Annotated in this window: 14 protein-coding genes and 1 other RNA gene; 4 read left to right on the top strand and 11 right to left on the bottom strand. The window is 58.0% G+C overall.

Annotated features, from left to right (window positions below):
- Positions 1–2: 2 nt before the first annotated feature.
- The 7 genes from gcvP to DTA24_RS04360 all read right to left on the bottom strand — a co-directional run bounded on the left by gcvP (position 3) and on the right by DTA24_RS04360 (position 9,319).
- A complete protein-coding gene (gene gcvP / locus DTA24_RS04390) occupies positions 3–2,876 on the bottom strand; it encodes an aminomethyl-transferring glycine dehydrogenase (protein WP_012540583.1) in 2,874 nt (957 codons plus the stop codon).
- Between the two features lie 205 nt (positions 2,877–3,081).
- Entirely contained in the window at positions 3,082–3,471 is a 390-nt protein-coding gene (gene gcvH / locus DTA24_RS04385) for a glycine cleavage system protein GcvH (RefSeq protein ID WP_020077973.1), read from the bottom strand.
- 24 nt (positions 3,472–3,495) lie between these two features.
- A complete protein-coding gene (gene gcvT / locus DTA24_RS04380; protein ID WP_008806440.1) occupies positions 3,496–4,590 on the bottom strand; it encodes a glycine cleavage system aminomethyltransferase GcvT in 1,095 nt (364 codons plus the stop codon).
- Between the two features lie 422 nt (positions 4,591–5,012).
- Positions 5,013–6,215, bottom strand: coding sequence for an FAD-dependent 2-octaprenylphenol hydroxylase (ubiI, locus tag DTA24_RS04375; RefSeq protein ID WP_110193078.1), 1,203 nt, complete (start codon positions 6,213–6,215; stop codon positions 5,013–5,015).
- Between the two features lie 10 nt (positions 6,216–6,225).
- On the bottom strand, positions 6,226–7,404 hold the full coding sequence (gene ubiH, locus DTA24_RS04370) for a 2-octaprenyl-6-methoxyphenyl hydroxylase (protein ID WP_072046101.1): 1,179 nt from the start codon (positions 7,402–7,404) through the stop codon (positions 6,226–6,228).
- Positions 7,401–8,717 carry a Xaa-Pro aminopeptidase gene (pepP, locus tag DTA24_RS04365; RefSeq protein ID WP_123836574.1) on the bottom strand — a complete coding sequence of 439 codons (1,317 nt, stop codon included), beginning with the start codon at positions 8,715–8,717 and terminating at the stop codon, positions 7,401–7,403. The genes ubiH and pepP overlap by 4 nt, the downstream gene beginning before the upstream one ends.
- Positions 8,718–8,740: 23 nt before the next feature.
- The gene (locus DTA24_RS04360; protein ID WP_008806444.1) at positions 8,741–9,319 is read right to left on the bottom strand and encodes a YecA family protein; all 579 of its coding nucleotides are present in this window, start codon (positions 9,317–9,319) and stop codon (positions 8,741–8,743) included.
- Between the two features lie 166 nt (positions 9,320–9,485).
- Between DTA24_RS04360 and zapA the strand changes: the two genes are divergently transcribed.
- From zapA to DTA24_RS04345, 3 genes are all read left to right on the top strand, one after another.
- A complete protein-coding gene (gene zapA, locus DTA24_RS04355) occupies positions 9,486–9,815 on the top strand; it encodes a cell division protein ZapA (RefSeq protein WP_004205298.1) in 330 nt (109 codons plus the stop codon).
- Positions 9,816–9,855: 40 nt separating this feature from the next.
- Positions 9,856–10,039: non-coding RNA, 6S RNA (gene ssrS, locus DTA24_RS04350), on the top strand.
- Between the two features lie 99 nt (positions 10,040–10,138).
- Positions 10,139–10,735 (top strand): 5-formyltetrahydrofolate cyclo-ligase, encoded by a 597-nt coding sequence (locus DTA24_RS04345; RefSeq protein ID WP_049008741.1) that lies wholly within the window; start codon positions 10,139–10,141, stop codon positions 10,733–10,735.
- Between the two features lie 83 nt (positions 10,736–10,818).
- On the opposite strand, the gene serA is transcribed toward DTA24_RS04345, so the two are convergent.
- Both serA and rpiA read right to left on the bottom strand, forming a co-directional pair.
- Positions 10,819–12,051 carry a phosphoglycerate dehydrogenase gene (serA, locus tag DTA24_RS04340; RefSeq protein ID WP_008806446.1) on the bottom strand — a complete coding sequence of 411 codons (1,233 nt, stop codon included), beginning with the start codon at positions 12,049–12,051 and terminating at the stop codon, positions 10,819–10,821.
- A 269-nt stretch (positions 12,052–12,320) separates the two neighbouring features.
- Positions 12,321–12,980: a ribose-5-phosphate isomerase RpiA gene (rpiA, locus tag DTA24_RS04330; protein WP_008806447.1), complete on the bottom strand. Its 660-nt coding sequence runs from the start codon at positions 12,978–12,980 to the stop codon at positions 12,321–12,323.
- A 167-nt stretch (positions 12,981–13,147) separates the two neighbouring features.
- Here rpiA and argP point away from each other — a divergent pair, with 167 nt between their 5' ends.
- A complete protein-coding gene (argP, locus tag DTA24_RS04325; protein WP_008806448.1) occupies positions 13,148–14,041 on the top strand; it encodes a DNA-binding transcriptional regulator ArgP in 894 nt (297 codons plus the stop codon).
- Positions 14,042–14,095: 54 nt separating this feature from the next.
- Here argP and DTA24_RS04320 read toward each other — a convergent pair whose 3' ends face one another.
- Positions 14,096–14,863 carry an oxidative stress defense protein gene (locus tag DTA24_RS04320; protein WP_038421789.1) on the bottom strand — a complete coding sequence of 256 codons (768 nt, stop codon included), beginning with the start codon at positions 14,861–14,863 and terminating at the stop codon, positions 14,096–14,098.
- Positions 14,864–14,952: 89 nt separating this feature from the next.
- Positions 14,953–15,588, bottom strand: a complete 636-nt coding sequence (argO, locus tag DTA24_RS04315; RefSeq protein WP_008806450.1) for an arginine exporter ArgO — start codon at positions 15,586–15,588, stop codon at positions 14,953–14,955.
- Positions 15,589–15,603: the final 15 nt, after the last annotated feature.

Raw genomic sequence — 15,603 nt, 5'->3', positions numbered from 1 at the left:
ACTTACTGGTATTCGCTCATCGGCACGCAGGAGCAGAACAGGTTGCGGTCGCCGTAGACATCATCCAGACGTTTCACCGTCGGCCAGTACTTGTTGTGCAACCCAGCCGGGAATACCGCCAGCTCGCGGCTGTACGGATGGTTCCACTCGCTCACCAGCTCACCCTGGGTGTGCGGCGCGTTCACCAGCGGGTTGTCTTCCAGCGGCCATTCACCGGCTTTGACGCGGTCGATTTCCGCGCGGATCGCCAGCATGGCGTCAATAAAGCGGTCCAGCTCTACCTTGCTTTCCGATTCTGTCGGCTCAACCATCAGCGTCCCGGCAACCGGGAAGGACATGGTCGGCGCATGGAAACCAAAGTCGATCAGGCGTTTAGCAATATCCAGCTCGCTAATGCCGGTCTCTTCTTTCAGCGGACGAATATCGAGAATACATTCGTGCGCCACGCGACCATCGCGGCCGGTATAGAGCACCGGGTAAGCCTCTTTCAGCCGGGTAGCGATATAGTTGGCGTTAAGGATCGCGTTCTGGCTCGCCTGCTTCAGGCCTTCCGCGCCCATCATGCGGATATACATCCAGCTGATCGGCAGAATGGAAGCGCTGCCGAACGGCGCGGCGGAAACCGCGCCCTGACGGGTCAGCATGCCTTCAATCTGTACCACGCTGTGGCCCGGTACAAACGGCGCCAGGTGCGCTTTCACACCGATAGGGCCCATACCCGGACCGCCTCCGCCGTGCGGAATGCAGAAGGTTTTATGCAGGTTGAGGTGCGAAACGTCGGCGCCGATAAAGCCCGGAGAAGTGATCCCGACCTGGGCGTTCATGTTGGCGCCATCGAGATAAACCTGGCCGCCGAACTGGTGCACGATCTCGCACACTTCACGGATGGTCTCTTCATACACGCCGTGGGTTGACGGATAGGTGACCATGATGCAGGAGAGATTCGCCCCTGCCTGCTCTGCTTTTTCACGCAGGTCGGCAAGATCGATGTTGCCGTTTTTGTCGCAGGCAACGACCACGACCTGCATACCCGCCATCTGCGCGGAAGCCGGGTTGGTGCCGTGCGCGGAGCTTGGGATCAGGCAGATATCGCGATGGCCTTCGTTGCGGCTTTCGTGATAGTGGCGAATCGCCAGCAGGCCAGCATACTCGCCCTGCGCGCCGGAGTTCGGCTGCATACAGACGGCGTCATAGCCGGTCAGTTTCACCAGCCAGTCAGAAAGCTGGGCGATCATCTGATGATAACCTTCCGCCTGCTCGACCGGACAGAACGGGTGCAGCTCGGCAAATTCCGGCCAGGTGATCGGGATCATCTCCGCCGCGGCGTTCAGTTTCATGGTGCAGGAGCCCAGCGGGATCATCGCCTGGTTCAGCGCCAGATCTTTACGCTCCAGCGCATGCATGTAGCGCATCATCTCGGTTTCGCTATGGTAGCGGTTAAACACCGGATGGGTGAGGATCGCATCGTCGCGCAGCATCGCCGCCGGGATCGAACGGCTATCCAGCGCCACGTCTTTATCCAGGGTATCGATATCCAGACCGTGATCGTCGCCGACGATGGCGCGGAACAGGTTCAGCACATCTTCGCGGGTGGTCGCTTCATCGAGCGTAATGCCAACCGCGCCATGAATATCGCTACGCAGGTTAATCTGCAGCGCTTCGGCACGCGCCAGCACCGCAGCTTTATCCGCCACTTCCACGCACAGGGTATCGAAGTAGTGCGCATGACGCAGCTTCAGCCCTTTCTTCTGCAGGCCGTCGGCCAGAATATCGGTCAGGCGATGAATGCGGCCAGCGATACGTTTCAGGCCCGCCGGGCCGTGGAATACCGCGTAGAGGCTGGCGATGTTGGCCAGCAGAACCTGCGAGGTACAAATGTTGGAGTTCGCTTTCTCGCGGCGGATATGCTGCTCGCGAGTCTGCATCGCCATGCGCAGCGCGGTATTACCCGCCGCATCTTTCGATACGCCGATAATCCGGCCCGGCATGGAGCGTTTGAATTCATCTTTCGCCGCGAAGAAGGCCGCGTGCGGGCCGCCATAGCCCATCGGCACGCCGAAACGTTGGGCGGAACCGAAGACAATATCCGCGCCCTGCTTGCCCGGCGCCGTCAGCAGCACCAGCGCCATAAAGTCGGCGGCGACGCTGACAATCACTTTGCGCGCTTTCAGCTCGGCGATCAGTTTGCTGTAATCGTGGATTTCACCGGTGGTGCCCACCTGCTGCAGCAGCACGCCAAAGACATCCTGGTGATCGAGCACTTTGTCGGCGTCATCGACGATCACGTCGAAGCCGAAAGTTTCCGCACGGGTGCGCACCACATCCAGGGTTTGCGGATGGACATCGGCGGCAACGAAGAAACGGTTGGCGTTCTTCAGTTTACTGACGCGTTTGGCCATCGCCATCGCTTCGGCGGCGGCGGTGGCTTCATCGAGCAGCGAAGCGGAAGCGATATCCAGCCCGGTCAGATCCAGCGTGACCTGCTGGAAGTTGAGCAGCGATTCCAGACGGCCCTGGGAGACTTCCGGCTGGTAAGGAGTATAGGCGGTATACCAGCCCGGGTTTTCCAGCATGTTGCGCTGAATGACCGGAGGCAGCTGCACGGCGGTGTAGCCCATGCCGATGTAAGACTTGAAGCGCTTGTTGCGACCGGCAATCGCCTTCAGCTCCGCCAGCGCGGCGAATTCGGTAGTCGCGTCGCCCACCTGCGGTGGGGTCGCCAGCTGGATATCCTGCGGCACAATCTGGCCAATCAGGGCGTTAAGCGAATCCGCGCCGACGGTCTTCAGCATCTCTTGCTGCTGCTGAGCGTCCGGGCCAATGTGACGTTCAATAAAGGCGTCGCGGTTTTCAAGCTGACTTAAAGTCTGAGTCATGAGCGATGGTTCCTGAAACGTGCGGTGAATCGTGATTGTCTGACTGGTTTGCCCGGCAAGCGCTGATGCTTACCGGGCCAGAATACGCAAAATCATTCGCGTTGCAGGAAGGCGGCGACACAGCGACTCCCCGGGAGCTTACAAAAGTAAGTGACCGGGGGAGCCAGGAAGCCAACACCCCTGCAGCGTGAAGGATGAAGCGTATTTATTCGTCTTCCAGTAAAGCTTCATACGCGGCGGCATCCAGCAGCGCGGCAACCTGCGCTTCGTCGCTGGCTTTAATTTTGAAGATCCAGCCGTCGCTGTACGGGTCGCTGTTGACCAGTTCCGGAGAGTCGTTTAACTCTTCGTTGACGGCAACGATTTCACCGCTAATCGGCGCGTAGATATCAGAAGCCGCTTTCACGGATTCAGCAACGGCGCAATCAGCGCCCGCTTCAACGGTGGCGCCCACTTCCGGCAGGTCAACGAAAACCATGTCGCCCAGCAGCTCCTGCGCATGCTCGGTGATCCCGACGGTATAGGTGCCGTCCGCTTCTTTACGCAGCCATTCGTGTTCTTTGCTGTATTTCAGTTCTGCTGGTACGTTGCTCATCAATTCATCTCCAAAAAAGGGAAATCACACAATGGCTTTGCCATTGCGTACAAAACCAGGTTTAGTCACTTTTACCGGCATTTCACGGTTACGAATTTGCACCACCGCGGTGTCGCCAATCCCGGCCGGCACGCGCGCCAGCGCGATGCTGTAGCCCAGGGTCGGCGAGAAGGTGCCGCTGGTGATAATGCCTTCTTTTTGATTACCGTCGCTATCGGTAAAACGGACCGGCAGGCCGCCGCGCAGGACGCCTTTCTCGGTCATCACCAGGCCAACCAGCTGCTCGGTGCCTTTTTCGCGCTGCATCTCCAGCGCTTCGCGACCGATAAAGTTACGATCGGCGGGCTCCCAGGCGATAGTCCAGCCCATGTTCGCCGCCAGCGGGGAGACGCCTTCGTCCATCTCCTGGCCATACAGGTTCATCCCGGCCTCCAGGCGTAGGGTGTCACGCGCGCCGAGACCGCACGGCTTAACGCCAGCGTCCAGCAGACCGCGCCAGAAATCAGCCGCCTGCTCGTTCGGCATCGCAATTTCATAGCCCGCTTCGCCGGTATAACCGGTGGTGGCGATAAACAGGTCGCCGGACTGCACGCCAAAGAACGGCTTCATGCCTTCCACGGCCTGACGCTGCGCATCAGTAAACAGCGTCGCCGCCTTCGCTTTCGCCTGGGGGCCCTGCACCGCGATCAGCGACAGATCGTCGCGAACGGTAATTTCAAGGCCGTAAGGTTCAGCTTGCTCGGAGATCCAGGCGAGGTCTTTTTCGCGGGTGGCGGAGTTAACAACGAGGCGGAAATAATCTTCAGAAAGGAAATAGACAATCAGGTCATCGATGACGCCAGCGGAGGCGGTAAGCATTCCCGTGTAGAGCGCTTTGCCTGGGGTGGTCAGTTTCGCCACATCGTTGGCCAGCAAATAGCGCAAGAACTCGCGGATCCGGCTGCCGTGGAAATCGACGATGGTCATATGCGACACATCGAACATCCCTGCATCGCCGCGCACCGCATGGTGCTCATCAATCTGGGATCCGTAATGCAGCGGCATCATCCAGCCATGGAAATCCACCATGCGAGCGCCGCATAGCGTGTGTTGTTCATACAACGGAGTCTGTTGAGCCATCTTTTCCTCATCGAATAAAACGGAACCAGCCACGAGATTGTCGGCGATTTTGCGCCACGAAATTCGGCGACGGCACCGCTGACGGACGCCGACGCAAACGTTCTCTTTTGCCTGAACTTACCACCGAACCCGGCGCTAAACCATAAGCTCATTCAGGGCATCACATTAGCTTATGACTAAAATCCGCCGAAAAGCCTACAGAGTTATTGACTGGAAAAAAGCGATTTATGCCACATAAAATTAACATTAAGCTTTCATCGATAAGGCAATGATGGTGTTTTATGCGATTTTACGGGCCTAATTTCTTTAACAAAAAAAAGAGCGCATTAATAAAACTAATGCGAAAAAAGAGGTGAAATTAGAATATTTCAAATGAGGGAGAAAACCCGGCACGCAGGCCGGGTAAAAGAAGTGTGACGGGGTTAACGTAACCAGGCGGGGAGATCGTTGAGGCCCATCGCCTGACGAATCAGCTGCGGTTTTACGCCAGGCAGCGAATCGGCCAGTTTGAGCCCCATGTCGCGGAGGAATTTCTTCGCCGGATGGCTGCCGGAGAACATTTCGCGGAATCCCTGCATACCCGCCAGCATCAGCGCGGCGCTGTGTTTGCGGCTGCGCTCATAGCGGCGCAGGTACAAATGCTGGCCGATATCTTTCCCCTGCGCATGCAGGCGCCTCAACTCGTCGATAAGCTCGGCGGCGTCCATAAAGCCAAGGTTCACCCCCTGCCCGGCCAGCGGGTGGATGGTATGCGCGGCATCGCCAACCAGCGCCAGACGATGGGCGGCGAACTGACGGGCATAGCGGCCGGTCAGCGGGAAGACTTCACGTTCGCTTGCCAGCTGGCAGAGGCCGAGACCATTATCGAAGGCGATATTCAGCGCCTGGTTGAAGGTGGCTTCATCAGCCTCCTGCATCCGCTTCGCTTCCGATGGCGACAGCGACCAGACGATCGAGCACAGGTGCGGATCGCTGAGCGGCAGGAAGGCCAGAATACCCTCGCCATGGAACGCCTGGCGTGCCACCGCCTGATGCGGCTCAGCGGTGCGAATCGTCGCCACCAGCGCATGATGGTGGTAATCCCAGAAGGTCAGCGGAATATCGGCCTTATTACGCAGCCATGAATTCGCGCCATCAGCGCCCACCACCAACCTCGCGGTCAACATGCTGCCGTCCTGCAGGCTGAGAAAGGCTTCGTTTTCACCCCACGCCACCTGCTGTAGTTCCGCAGGCGCCAGCAGGGTGACGTCAGCGCAGCGCTGCGCTTTCTGCCACAATGCGTGATGCACCACGGCATTTTCAATAATATGGCCCAGATGGCTGAAGCCCATGCTCTGGTCATCGAAGCTAATGCGGCCGAAGCTGTCTTTGTCCCACACTTCCATGCCGTGATAGCAGCTGGCGCGCTGGGCGACGATCTCGCGCCAGACATCCAGCTTAGTCAGCAACTTTTCGCTGGCGGCATTGATCGCCGAAACGCGCAGCGCCGGCGGCGCATCGGCGGCCAGAGGCTGCGGCGCTGCTTTCTCCAGCACCGCGACGCGCAGGCCGCTGCCCTGTAAACCGCAGGCTACCGCCAGTCCCACCATTCCACCGCCAACAATGGCAACATCAACACTTTGCACGTTTTACTCCTTAACGGGGAACCCAACCGAGGGTACGCTGCGCCAGCGCATCGCGCGCCGGGGTAATTAAGTCCATGGCCATCAGACCGACGTTGCGCCCCGCCACCAGCGGCGCCCAACGGTTGGCAAACAGATGCACCAGCCCATCGGTGACACCGATAGTGGCGGCTTTATCACCTGCCCGCCGTGCCTGGTAGCGGCACAGCAGGGAATAATCGCCCACATCGTCGCGGGCCACGTGCGCATCGGCAAGCATCTCCGCCAGGCTCATCACGTCGCGCAGGCCGAGGTTAAAGCCCTGCCCGGCGATCGGATGCAGCGTCTGCGCCGCATTACCGACCAGCGCCAGGCGATGCGACACCGCACGGGTGGCGGTGGTTAAGGCTAACGGATAGACGCTGCGCTTACCGGCATGGGTAATACGCCCCAGCCGCCAGCCGAATGCCTGCTGTAACGCCTGACAAAAATGTTCGTCAGACCAGCTCTGTACCTCGTCGCGCCGCGACTGCGGATGGCACCACACCAGCGAACAGCGCCCTTGCGACATCGGCAGCATCGCCAGCGGACCATGCTCGGTAAAGCGCTCGAAGGCGCGGCCTTCGTGCGGCAACGCAGTGCTAACGTTAGCAATGATCGCTATCTGCTCATACGGCTGCTGCTGCCAGCTGATGCCGCAGTGAGCGCCCAGCGACGAACGGGAACCGTCCGCCGCCACCAGCAGCTTACCGTTGATGATTTCGCCGCCCTCAAGCGTAAGGCTGACGCTCTCCTCGCGGCGGCTGACCGCTTCCACTTTCGCCGGACAGTGCAGGGTGACGCCCGGCGCCTCGCGCAGCAGACTAAACAGCCGCTGGCCGACATCGTGGAGTTCAACCACCTGCCCCAGCGCCGACAAGCCGTAATCGGCCGCCGCCAGGTTCACAAAACCAGCGTGACCACGGTCGCTGACATGGACCCGCTGGATGGGCGTCGCTCGTTTAGCCAGGGTCTGCCAGATACCAATGCGCGCCAGCTGCTGGCAGGTACCGGCCGCCAGGGCAATTGCCCGATCGTCAAAACCGGGATGGCGTGACGAATGCGGATCCTGCGCCTCAATCAGATGGACCGGCAGGGCGCCGCCGGTCAAACGGGAGATGGCCAGCGCGAGCGTCGCCCCGGTCATCCCGCCGCCGACGATCAGCACGCTCATGACTGGCGCGCCGCCGCCATCAGCGCCTCGATCTCATCCGCCTTCTTCACCACGCTGGCGGTGAGATTTTCGTTGCCGTCTTCGGTAATGACGATGTCATCTTCAATACGAATGCCGATGCCGCGATATTGGGCCGGCACGTCGGCATCGGTGGCGATATACAGTCCCGGCTCGACGGTCAGCACCATTCCCGGTTCCAGTACCCGCGAACGGTCGGTGTCGTAATTACCGACATCGTGCACATCCAGACCCAACCAGTGGCTCAGGCCATGCATAAAGTACGGGCGGTGGGCGTTGTTGGCGATGAGCTCGTCAATCTCGCCTTTCAGGATCCCCAGCCGCACCAGGCCGGTAATCATAATGCGCACCACTTCCTGATTAACTTCATAAATGGAGGTGCCCGGACGATACAGTTCCAGCGCAGTTTCCAGCGATTCCAGCACGATGTCGTAGATTTCACGCTGCGGTTTGCTGAATTTACCGTTAACCGGGAAGGTGCGGGTGATATCGCCCGCATAGCCGCGGTATTCGCAGCCGGCGTCAATCAGCACTAAATCGCCATCGCGCAGCTCGGATTCGTTTTCGGTGTAGTGCAGAATGCAGCCGTTTTCGCCGCCGCCAACGATGGTGTTATAGGACGGGAAACGCGCGCCGTGGCGGTTGAATTCATGGAGAATTTCGCCTTCCAGCTGATACTCGAACATGCCAGGGCGACATTTTTCCATCGCCCGGGTATGGGCAAGGGCGGAAATTTCGCCGGCGCGGCGCATCACTGCCAGCTCTTCCGCAGATTTAAACAGGCGCATCTCATGCACGATGGGCCGCCAGTCGATGACCGAGTTCGGCGCCTGCAGATTCTGGCGAGAGCCTTTGCGCAGTTTTTCGAGGGCGTTAAACACAATCTCATCGGCATAGGCATATTCACCCTGGGCGAAGTAGATAGCATCCAGGCCGTTGAGCAGCTGATACAACTGCTGGTTGATTTCGCTAAACGCCAGCGCACGATTCACACCGAGCTTCGCCGGCGCGGCATCCTGGCCCAGACGGCGACCGAACCAGATCTCAGCGGTCAGATCGCGAACCCGGTTAAACAGCACGCTATGATTGTGCGTTTCATCGCTTTTAATCAACACCAGCAGCGCTTCCGGTTCGTTAAAGCCGGTGAAGTACCAAAAATCGCTGTTCTGCCGGTAGGGATACTCTGAATCTGCGCTACGCACCGCTTCCGGTGCGGCGAAAATCAGCGCCGCGCTGCCTGGCTGCATCTGCGCCAGCAGCGCCTGGCGACGCGAGAGAAATTCCTGCTGAGTCATGACGCCCCCTGAACGAATTTTAGTTAGTGTAATGTCGGTTTGCGGACTTCCGGTGCGGTTGGCTGCTGACGAGAAAAAGTGTCGTGGCACAGCAGTGCGGCAACGCGGACATACTCGATAATCTCCTCCAGAGACATCTCCAGCTCTTCCTGATCTTCGTCTTCATCGTAGCCCAGCTGGGCAATATTACGCAGATCGTCAATCGCTTCCCCGGTCTCGTCTTTCACTTTATCCAGCTTCGGTTGGCTGACGCCAAGGCCGAGCAGGAAATGGTTGACCCAACCGGCGAGAGCGTCGGCGCGGTCGAAGACGCTTACCGCATCGCCTTCCGGCAGATACAGTTGAAAGAGGAAACCGTCGTCATCCAGTGAATCGCTGATGGCGGAATGCATGTTACGCAGCGCCTGGGCCAGTTCATGACCAAAGGCGAGCCCTTCGTTGGTCAGGTCGTGCACCAGCGGCAGCCAGCTGCTGTCCGTGTTGCCGCCGCACAGCAATCCGCTGATCAAACCGTGCATTTCGGCTGGGGTGAGGCCGACCCCTTGTTGGTTCAGTAACTGGTCTACATCGTTGTAACCAGGCATTTCGTTCTGTATAGACATGCGCATTCGTCATCGTTGGGAGGAATATTCATGATATGCTACCACTTTGGACCCTGGTGAACCAGAAAAGGGCTTGTATCCCTGCACCAGGGTAGCTATAGTGTCGCCCCTTCGCAGACCCAGGCTCGGATGTGAAGGCAGCGCAGTCAATCAGCAGGAAGGTGGCATGTCTGCACAACCCGTAGATCTCCAAATTTTCGGCCGTTCACTGCGAGTGAATTGCCCGCCTGAACAAAGGGATGCCCTGAATCAGGCAGCTGAAGACCTTAATCAGCGGTTGCAAGATTTAAAAGAACGCACTAGAGTCACAAATACTGAGCAGCTGGTCTTCATCGCCGCGTTGAACATCAGCTATGAGTTGACTCAGGAAAAAGCGAAGACCCGCGACTACGCTTCGAGCATGGAGCAGCGCATTCGGATGCTTCAGCAGACCATTGAACAGGCATTGCTTGAGCAAGGTCGCATAAGCGAAAGACCAGGGTCAAAGTTTGAATAACACTTTGCAGTTAACTGTGTTAGAGTAATTCCAGAACAAAATTTCTCTGAGATGTTTGCAAGCGGGCCAGTCCCCTGAGCCGATATTTCATACCACAAGAATGTGGCGCTCCACGGTTGGTGAGCATGCTCGGTTCGTCCGAGAAGCCTTAAAACTGTGACGACACATTCACCTTGAACCAAGGGTTCAAGGGTTACAGCCTGCGGCGGCATCTCGGAGATTCCCTTCTTTAGTTCGCATTATCCCAACACTCCTGTTTTCGGCTGCTGCCGCCCTGTATTACACTTCCTCGTACTGTTTCGCTTGCTCGTAATGAGACCTGTATGACCCTACAGCCTGATATCCCGCTCTCCAGACAGCATATTCGCCAGCAGATCCGCGAGCGTCGCCGCGCGCTCAGCCCGGAGCAACAGCGCCTGTTTGCCCAACAGGCCGCGGAGCGGATGATGGCCTGGCCGCCGGTCGTACTCGCTCATACCGTGGCGCTGTTCCTCTCCTTTGACGGCGAGCTGGACACCCAGCCGCTGATCGACCAGCTCTGGCGCGCCGGCAAACGGGTGTATCTCCCGGTGCTGCATCCGTTTAGCCCCGGAAACCTGTTGTTTTTACACTACCATCCACAGAGCCAACTGATAGTGAATCGCCTGAAAATCCGCGAACCGAAGCTCGATGTGCGGGACGTACTGCCGCTCGCTGAACTCGATGTGCTGGTGACCCCGCTGGTGGCCTTCGATGGCAGTGGCCAACGGCTGGGAATGGGCGGCGGTTTTTACGACCGGACGCTGCAAAACTGGCAGCAGTATCGCCTGCAGCCGGTAGGCTACGCGCACGACTGCCAGCAGGTGGATAGTCTGCCAAGCGAAGAGTGGGATATCCCGTTACCAGCGGTGATCACCCCGGGAAAAACCTGGAGTTGGTAGGTACGCGAGGACGAGAATTTCAGCCTGGAAAGTATTAACAAAAAAACGGGCAGGTACGCGACCTGCCCGAGAGGCAAAAATAATTAGAACAGCAGACGGGCGCGGATAGTCCCCGGGATCGCTTTCATTGCCTGCAGCGCCTGCTGGGCAACATCTTCTTCCGCTTCAATATCAATAACCACGTAGCCCATCTGCGGCGACGTTTGCAGATACTGCGCGGCAATGTTGATGCTCTGCGCGGCGAAGATCTGGTTGATGGCGGTCAGGACGCCCGGCCGGTTCTCATGGATATGCAGCAGACGGCGGCCGCCATGCAGCGGCAGAGAAACTTCCGGGAAGTTAACTGCCGACAGGGTTGACCCGTTGTCAGAGTACTTCGCCAGCTTGCCAGCCACTTCCAGACCGATGTTCTCCTGCGCTTCCTGGGTCGAACCGCCGATATGCGGAGTCAGGATCACGTTATCAAACTCGCACAGCGGCGAAGTGAAGGGGTCGCTGTTGGTGGCGGGTTCTGTCGGGAAGACGTCGATAGCCGCCCCGGCCAGATGCTTACTCGCCAGCGCATCGCATAGCGCCGGAATATCCACCACGGTACCGCGGGAGGCGTTGATCAGCAGCGCGCCCGGCTTCATCAGCGCCAGCTCTTCCGCACCCATCATGTTTTTGGTGGAAGCGTTTTCCGGCACGTGCAGGCTGACCACATCGCTCATGTTCAGCAGGTCGGAGAGATGCTGAACCTGGGTGGCGTTGCCGAGCGGCAGTTTATTTTCAATATCATAGAAGAAGACATGCATCCCCAGCGATTCCGCCAGAATGCCGAGCTGGGTACCGATATGGCCGTAACCGATAATCCCCAGTTTCTTGCCGCGCGCTTCAAAGCTGCCGACTGCCAGCTTATTCCATACGCCGCGATGCGCCTTGGCGTTGGCTTCCGGCACGCCGCGCAGCAGCAGCAGCAGCTCACCGATGACCAGCTCGGCCACCGAACGGGTATTCGAGAATGGCGCGTTAAACACCGGAATACCGCGCTTCGCGGCGGCGTTCAGATCGACCTGGTTGGTACCGATGCAGAAGCAACCCACGGCAACCAGTTTTTCCGCCGCGGCGAAAATCTCTTCAGTCAGATGGGTACGGGAACGCAGGCCGATGAAATGGGCATCACGGATCGACGCTTTCAGCTGTTCGGAGTCCAGCGCGCCTTTATGAAATTCAATGTTGGTGTAACCTGCTGCGCGAAGGCTATCGATTGCCTTTTGATGCACACCTTCAACCAGCAGAAATTTAATCTTGTCTTTTTCCAGTGATACCTTAGCCATTTCCCCGTCCTGTTTTGTCTTAACTGATGTCGTGCTGAACGAAAGTTCGTCTCAGCAACATATCAAAAAAAACTATCGCGGCAATATGAACGTTTGCGTCGCCGTCCTGAAGAAATGTCATCCAGAGGGAAATGACAGGACAAAACACCAGAAAGAAGATTAATGGTAGCGTGTTAATCAGAATGGTTGCATAAATGTGACAGAAGTCACCAAATTGCACCAGGTGAAAAAATATTTGCGAGGGAGCCGACTGGCTCCCTGCGGACAGACTATTTTACGATGGTTTTCACGCCATCGGCCGTACCGATCAGTGCCACGTCGGCCCCGCGGTTGGCGAACAGCCCTACGGTCACGACGCCAGGGATGCCGTTGATGGCATTCTCCAGCGCGACAGCATCAAGAATTTCCAGGCCATGCACGTCCAGGATGACGTTGCCGTTATCGGTCACCACGCCCTGACGGTACTCCGGACGACCGCCCAGCTTGACCAGTTGACGCGCGACGGCGCTGCGCGCCATCGGAATGACTTCAACCGGCAGCGGGAATGCGCCGAGAATATCAACCTGCTTGGAGGCATCGGCGATGCAGATAAATTTATCGGCGACCGAAGCGATGATCTTCTCACGGGTCAGCGCCGCGCCGCCGCCTTTGATCATTTGCATATGGCCGTTGATCTCATCCGCGCCATCAACATAGATCCCCAGGCGATCGACGCTGTTGAGATCGAAGACGGGGATCCCGAGGCTTTTGAGCTTTTCGGTAGAGGCATCGGAGCTGGAGACCGCGCCTTCAATCTGCCCCTTCATCGTGCCCAGCGCGTCAATAAAATGGGCCGCCGTCGAGCCGGTACCTACGCCGACAATGGTCCCTGGCTGTACGTATTGCAGCGCCGCCCAACCTACTGCTTTTTTCAGTTCATCCTGCGTCATAATTATGGTCCGAGATGTGAATGCCTGTGGCGCATTATAGAACATCGACAGTGGAAATGTCCCTGCGATGCAGATCACACAACTGAGCAGACCAATTTCGTCTGTATCAAATAAAAATTTATGTCATAGTGCGAGATAACGATTAGTTATGGGGGCACGCCAGAATAATGAAACGACCGGACTACAGGACACTACAAGCGCTGGATGCGGTGATTAGGGAACGAGGATTTGAGCGCGCCGCGCAGAAGCTATGTATTACCCAGTCCGCCGTCTCACAGCGTATTAAGCAGCTGGAAAATATGTTCGGTCAGCCGCTGCTGGTGCGCACCGTGCCGCCACGCCCCACCGAGCAGGGGCAAAAGCTGCTGGCCCTGTTACGCCAGGTTGAACTGCTGGAAGAAGAGTGGCTGGGCGACGAGCAGACCGGCTCCACGCCGCTGCTGTTGTCGCTGGCGGTGAACGCCGACAGTCTGGCCACCTGGCTGCTGCCGGCGCTGGCCAATGTTCTGTCAGACTCCCCTATTCGTCTTAACCTGCAGGTGGAAGATGAAACCCGCACCCAGGAGCGCTTGCGCCGTGGGGAAGTGGTGGGCGCAGTGAGTATCCAGCCGCAGGCGCTGCCAAGCTGTCTGGTGGATCAGCTCGGCGCGCTCGATTACCTGTTTGTCGCCTCAAAAGAGTTTGCGCAACGCTATTTCCCGAACGGCGTGACGCGTTCTGCGCTGCTGAAAGCGCCGGTCGTCGCCTTTGATCATCTGGACGATATGCATCAGGCGTTCCTGCAGCAAAACTTCGACCTGCCGCCGGGTAGCGTCCCCTGCCACATCGTTAACTCATCAGAAGCCTTCGTGCAGCTGGCGCGCCAGGGCACTACCTGCTGTATGATCCCGCATCTGCAAATCGAAAAAGAGCTGAAAAGCGGCGAGCTTATTGACCTCACGCCCGGTCTGTTCCAGCGTCGTATGCTGTACTGGCACCGCTTTGCGCCGGAAAGCCGCATGATGCGCCGGGTGACCGATGCGCTTATTGATTACGGCCACAAAGTGCTGCGTCAGGATTAAATCCCCGGCATAAAAAAAGCCACTTCCCGGAAGTGGCTTTTTTGTTTCTATCGCTTACTGCGCTGGTTTCGGCTCTTCCGCCGGTTTCGCCGGCGCGGCTGGCGCGGCGGCCTGAGCTGGCTGCAGCTCAAAGACCACGTCAACCTGGTCGTCAAACTGGATAGTCGCCTGCTCGTAGGTTTCCTGGGCTGAAACCGGCGCAGCGTCAGCGGCCTTCATCATACGCACCATCGGGCTCGGCTGATAGTTGGAGACGTGGTAGCGCACGCTGTAGACCGGCCCCAGCTTGCTGTGGAAGCCAGCCGCCAGCTCCTGTGCCTGATGCACCGCGTCATCGATCGCCGCTTTACGTGCCTTATCTTTGTAGGCATCCGGTTGCGCAACGCCCAGCGAAACGGAGCGGATTTCGTTCAGTCCCGCCTTCAGCGCGCCGTCCAGCAGGCCGTTAAGTTTATCCAGCTGGCGCAACGTCACTTCCACGGTGCGCACCGCCCGATAGCCTTTGAGAATGCTTTTCCCGTTCTGATAGTCGTAATCAGGTTGGGTACGCAGATTCGCCGAGTTGATGTCTTTTTTCGCAATGCCGCTCTTTTCGAGGAAAGAGAGGTATTGCGCAACACGATCGTCAGCCTGTTTTTTCGCCGATGCGGCATCTTTTGCCGCGACGTTCACTTCGATCGCCAGGGTAGCGATATCCGGAACCGCCGCAACGCTTGCTGTGCCTGAAGTCACAATGTGCGGACCGTCCGGCAATTCGCTGGCCTGTACCGCCATCGTGCTAAATCCGAGTGTTGCCGCCAGGGCTAAGACTTTTAACTTCACTGTCGTTTCTCCATGTTACTTAAATCGCCCTTACGGGACGCATGCCAGCAAGCTTAGCGCGTACAGCAGGAAAGTCCATCGGACAACGCTTAGTTGAGCAACGCCAGGATATGGCCGACGCCCTCTTTTGCCAGCTGAAACGCAATAAACCACATGACGGCGCCGACCACAATATTGATGATCCGCTGGGCTTTGGCGGTACGCAGCCGCGGCGCCAGCCAGGCGGCTAACAGCGCCAGGCCAAAGAACCACAGGAAAGAGGCGCTAATGGTCCCCAGCGCAAACCAGCGCTTCGGCTCCACCGCCAGCTGCCCTCCCAGGCTGCCCAGCACCACAAAGGTATCCAGGTAAACGTGCGGGTTCAGCCAGGTGACCGCCAGCATAGTTATAATGATTTTCCAGCGCCCCTGCTGCATCACCTCGGCGCTGGCGAGCTCAAGATTCTGACTGAACGCCGTTTTCAGTGCGCCGAAGCCATACCACAACAAAAAGGCCACGCCGCCCCAGGTCACTATCGCCAGCAACCATGGGGATTGCATCAGCAGCGCGCTACCGCCAAAAATACCGGCGCAGATCAACAGCAGGTCGCTGACCGCGCACAGCAGGGCAATCATCAGGTGATACTGACGACGGATCCCCTGATTCATCACAAAAGCATTTTGCGGGCCAAGCGGCAAAATCATTGCCGCTCCCAGGGCAAGGCCCTGAAAGTAATAGGTAAACATAAGGATTTTTCCGCT

It is taken from the genome of Klebsiella sp. P1CD1, assembly GCF_003790505.1.
GTDB lineage: Bacteria > Pseudomonadota > Gammaproteobacteria > Enterobacterales > Enterobacteriaceae > Klebsiella > Klebsiella variicola.
This window is presented reverse-complemented; position numbering and strand designations above follow the sequence as displayed.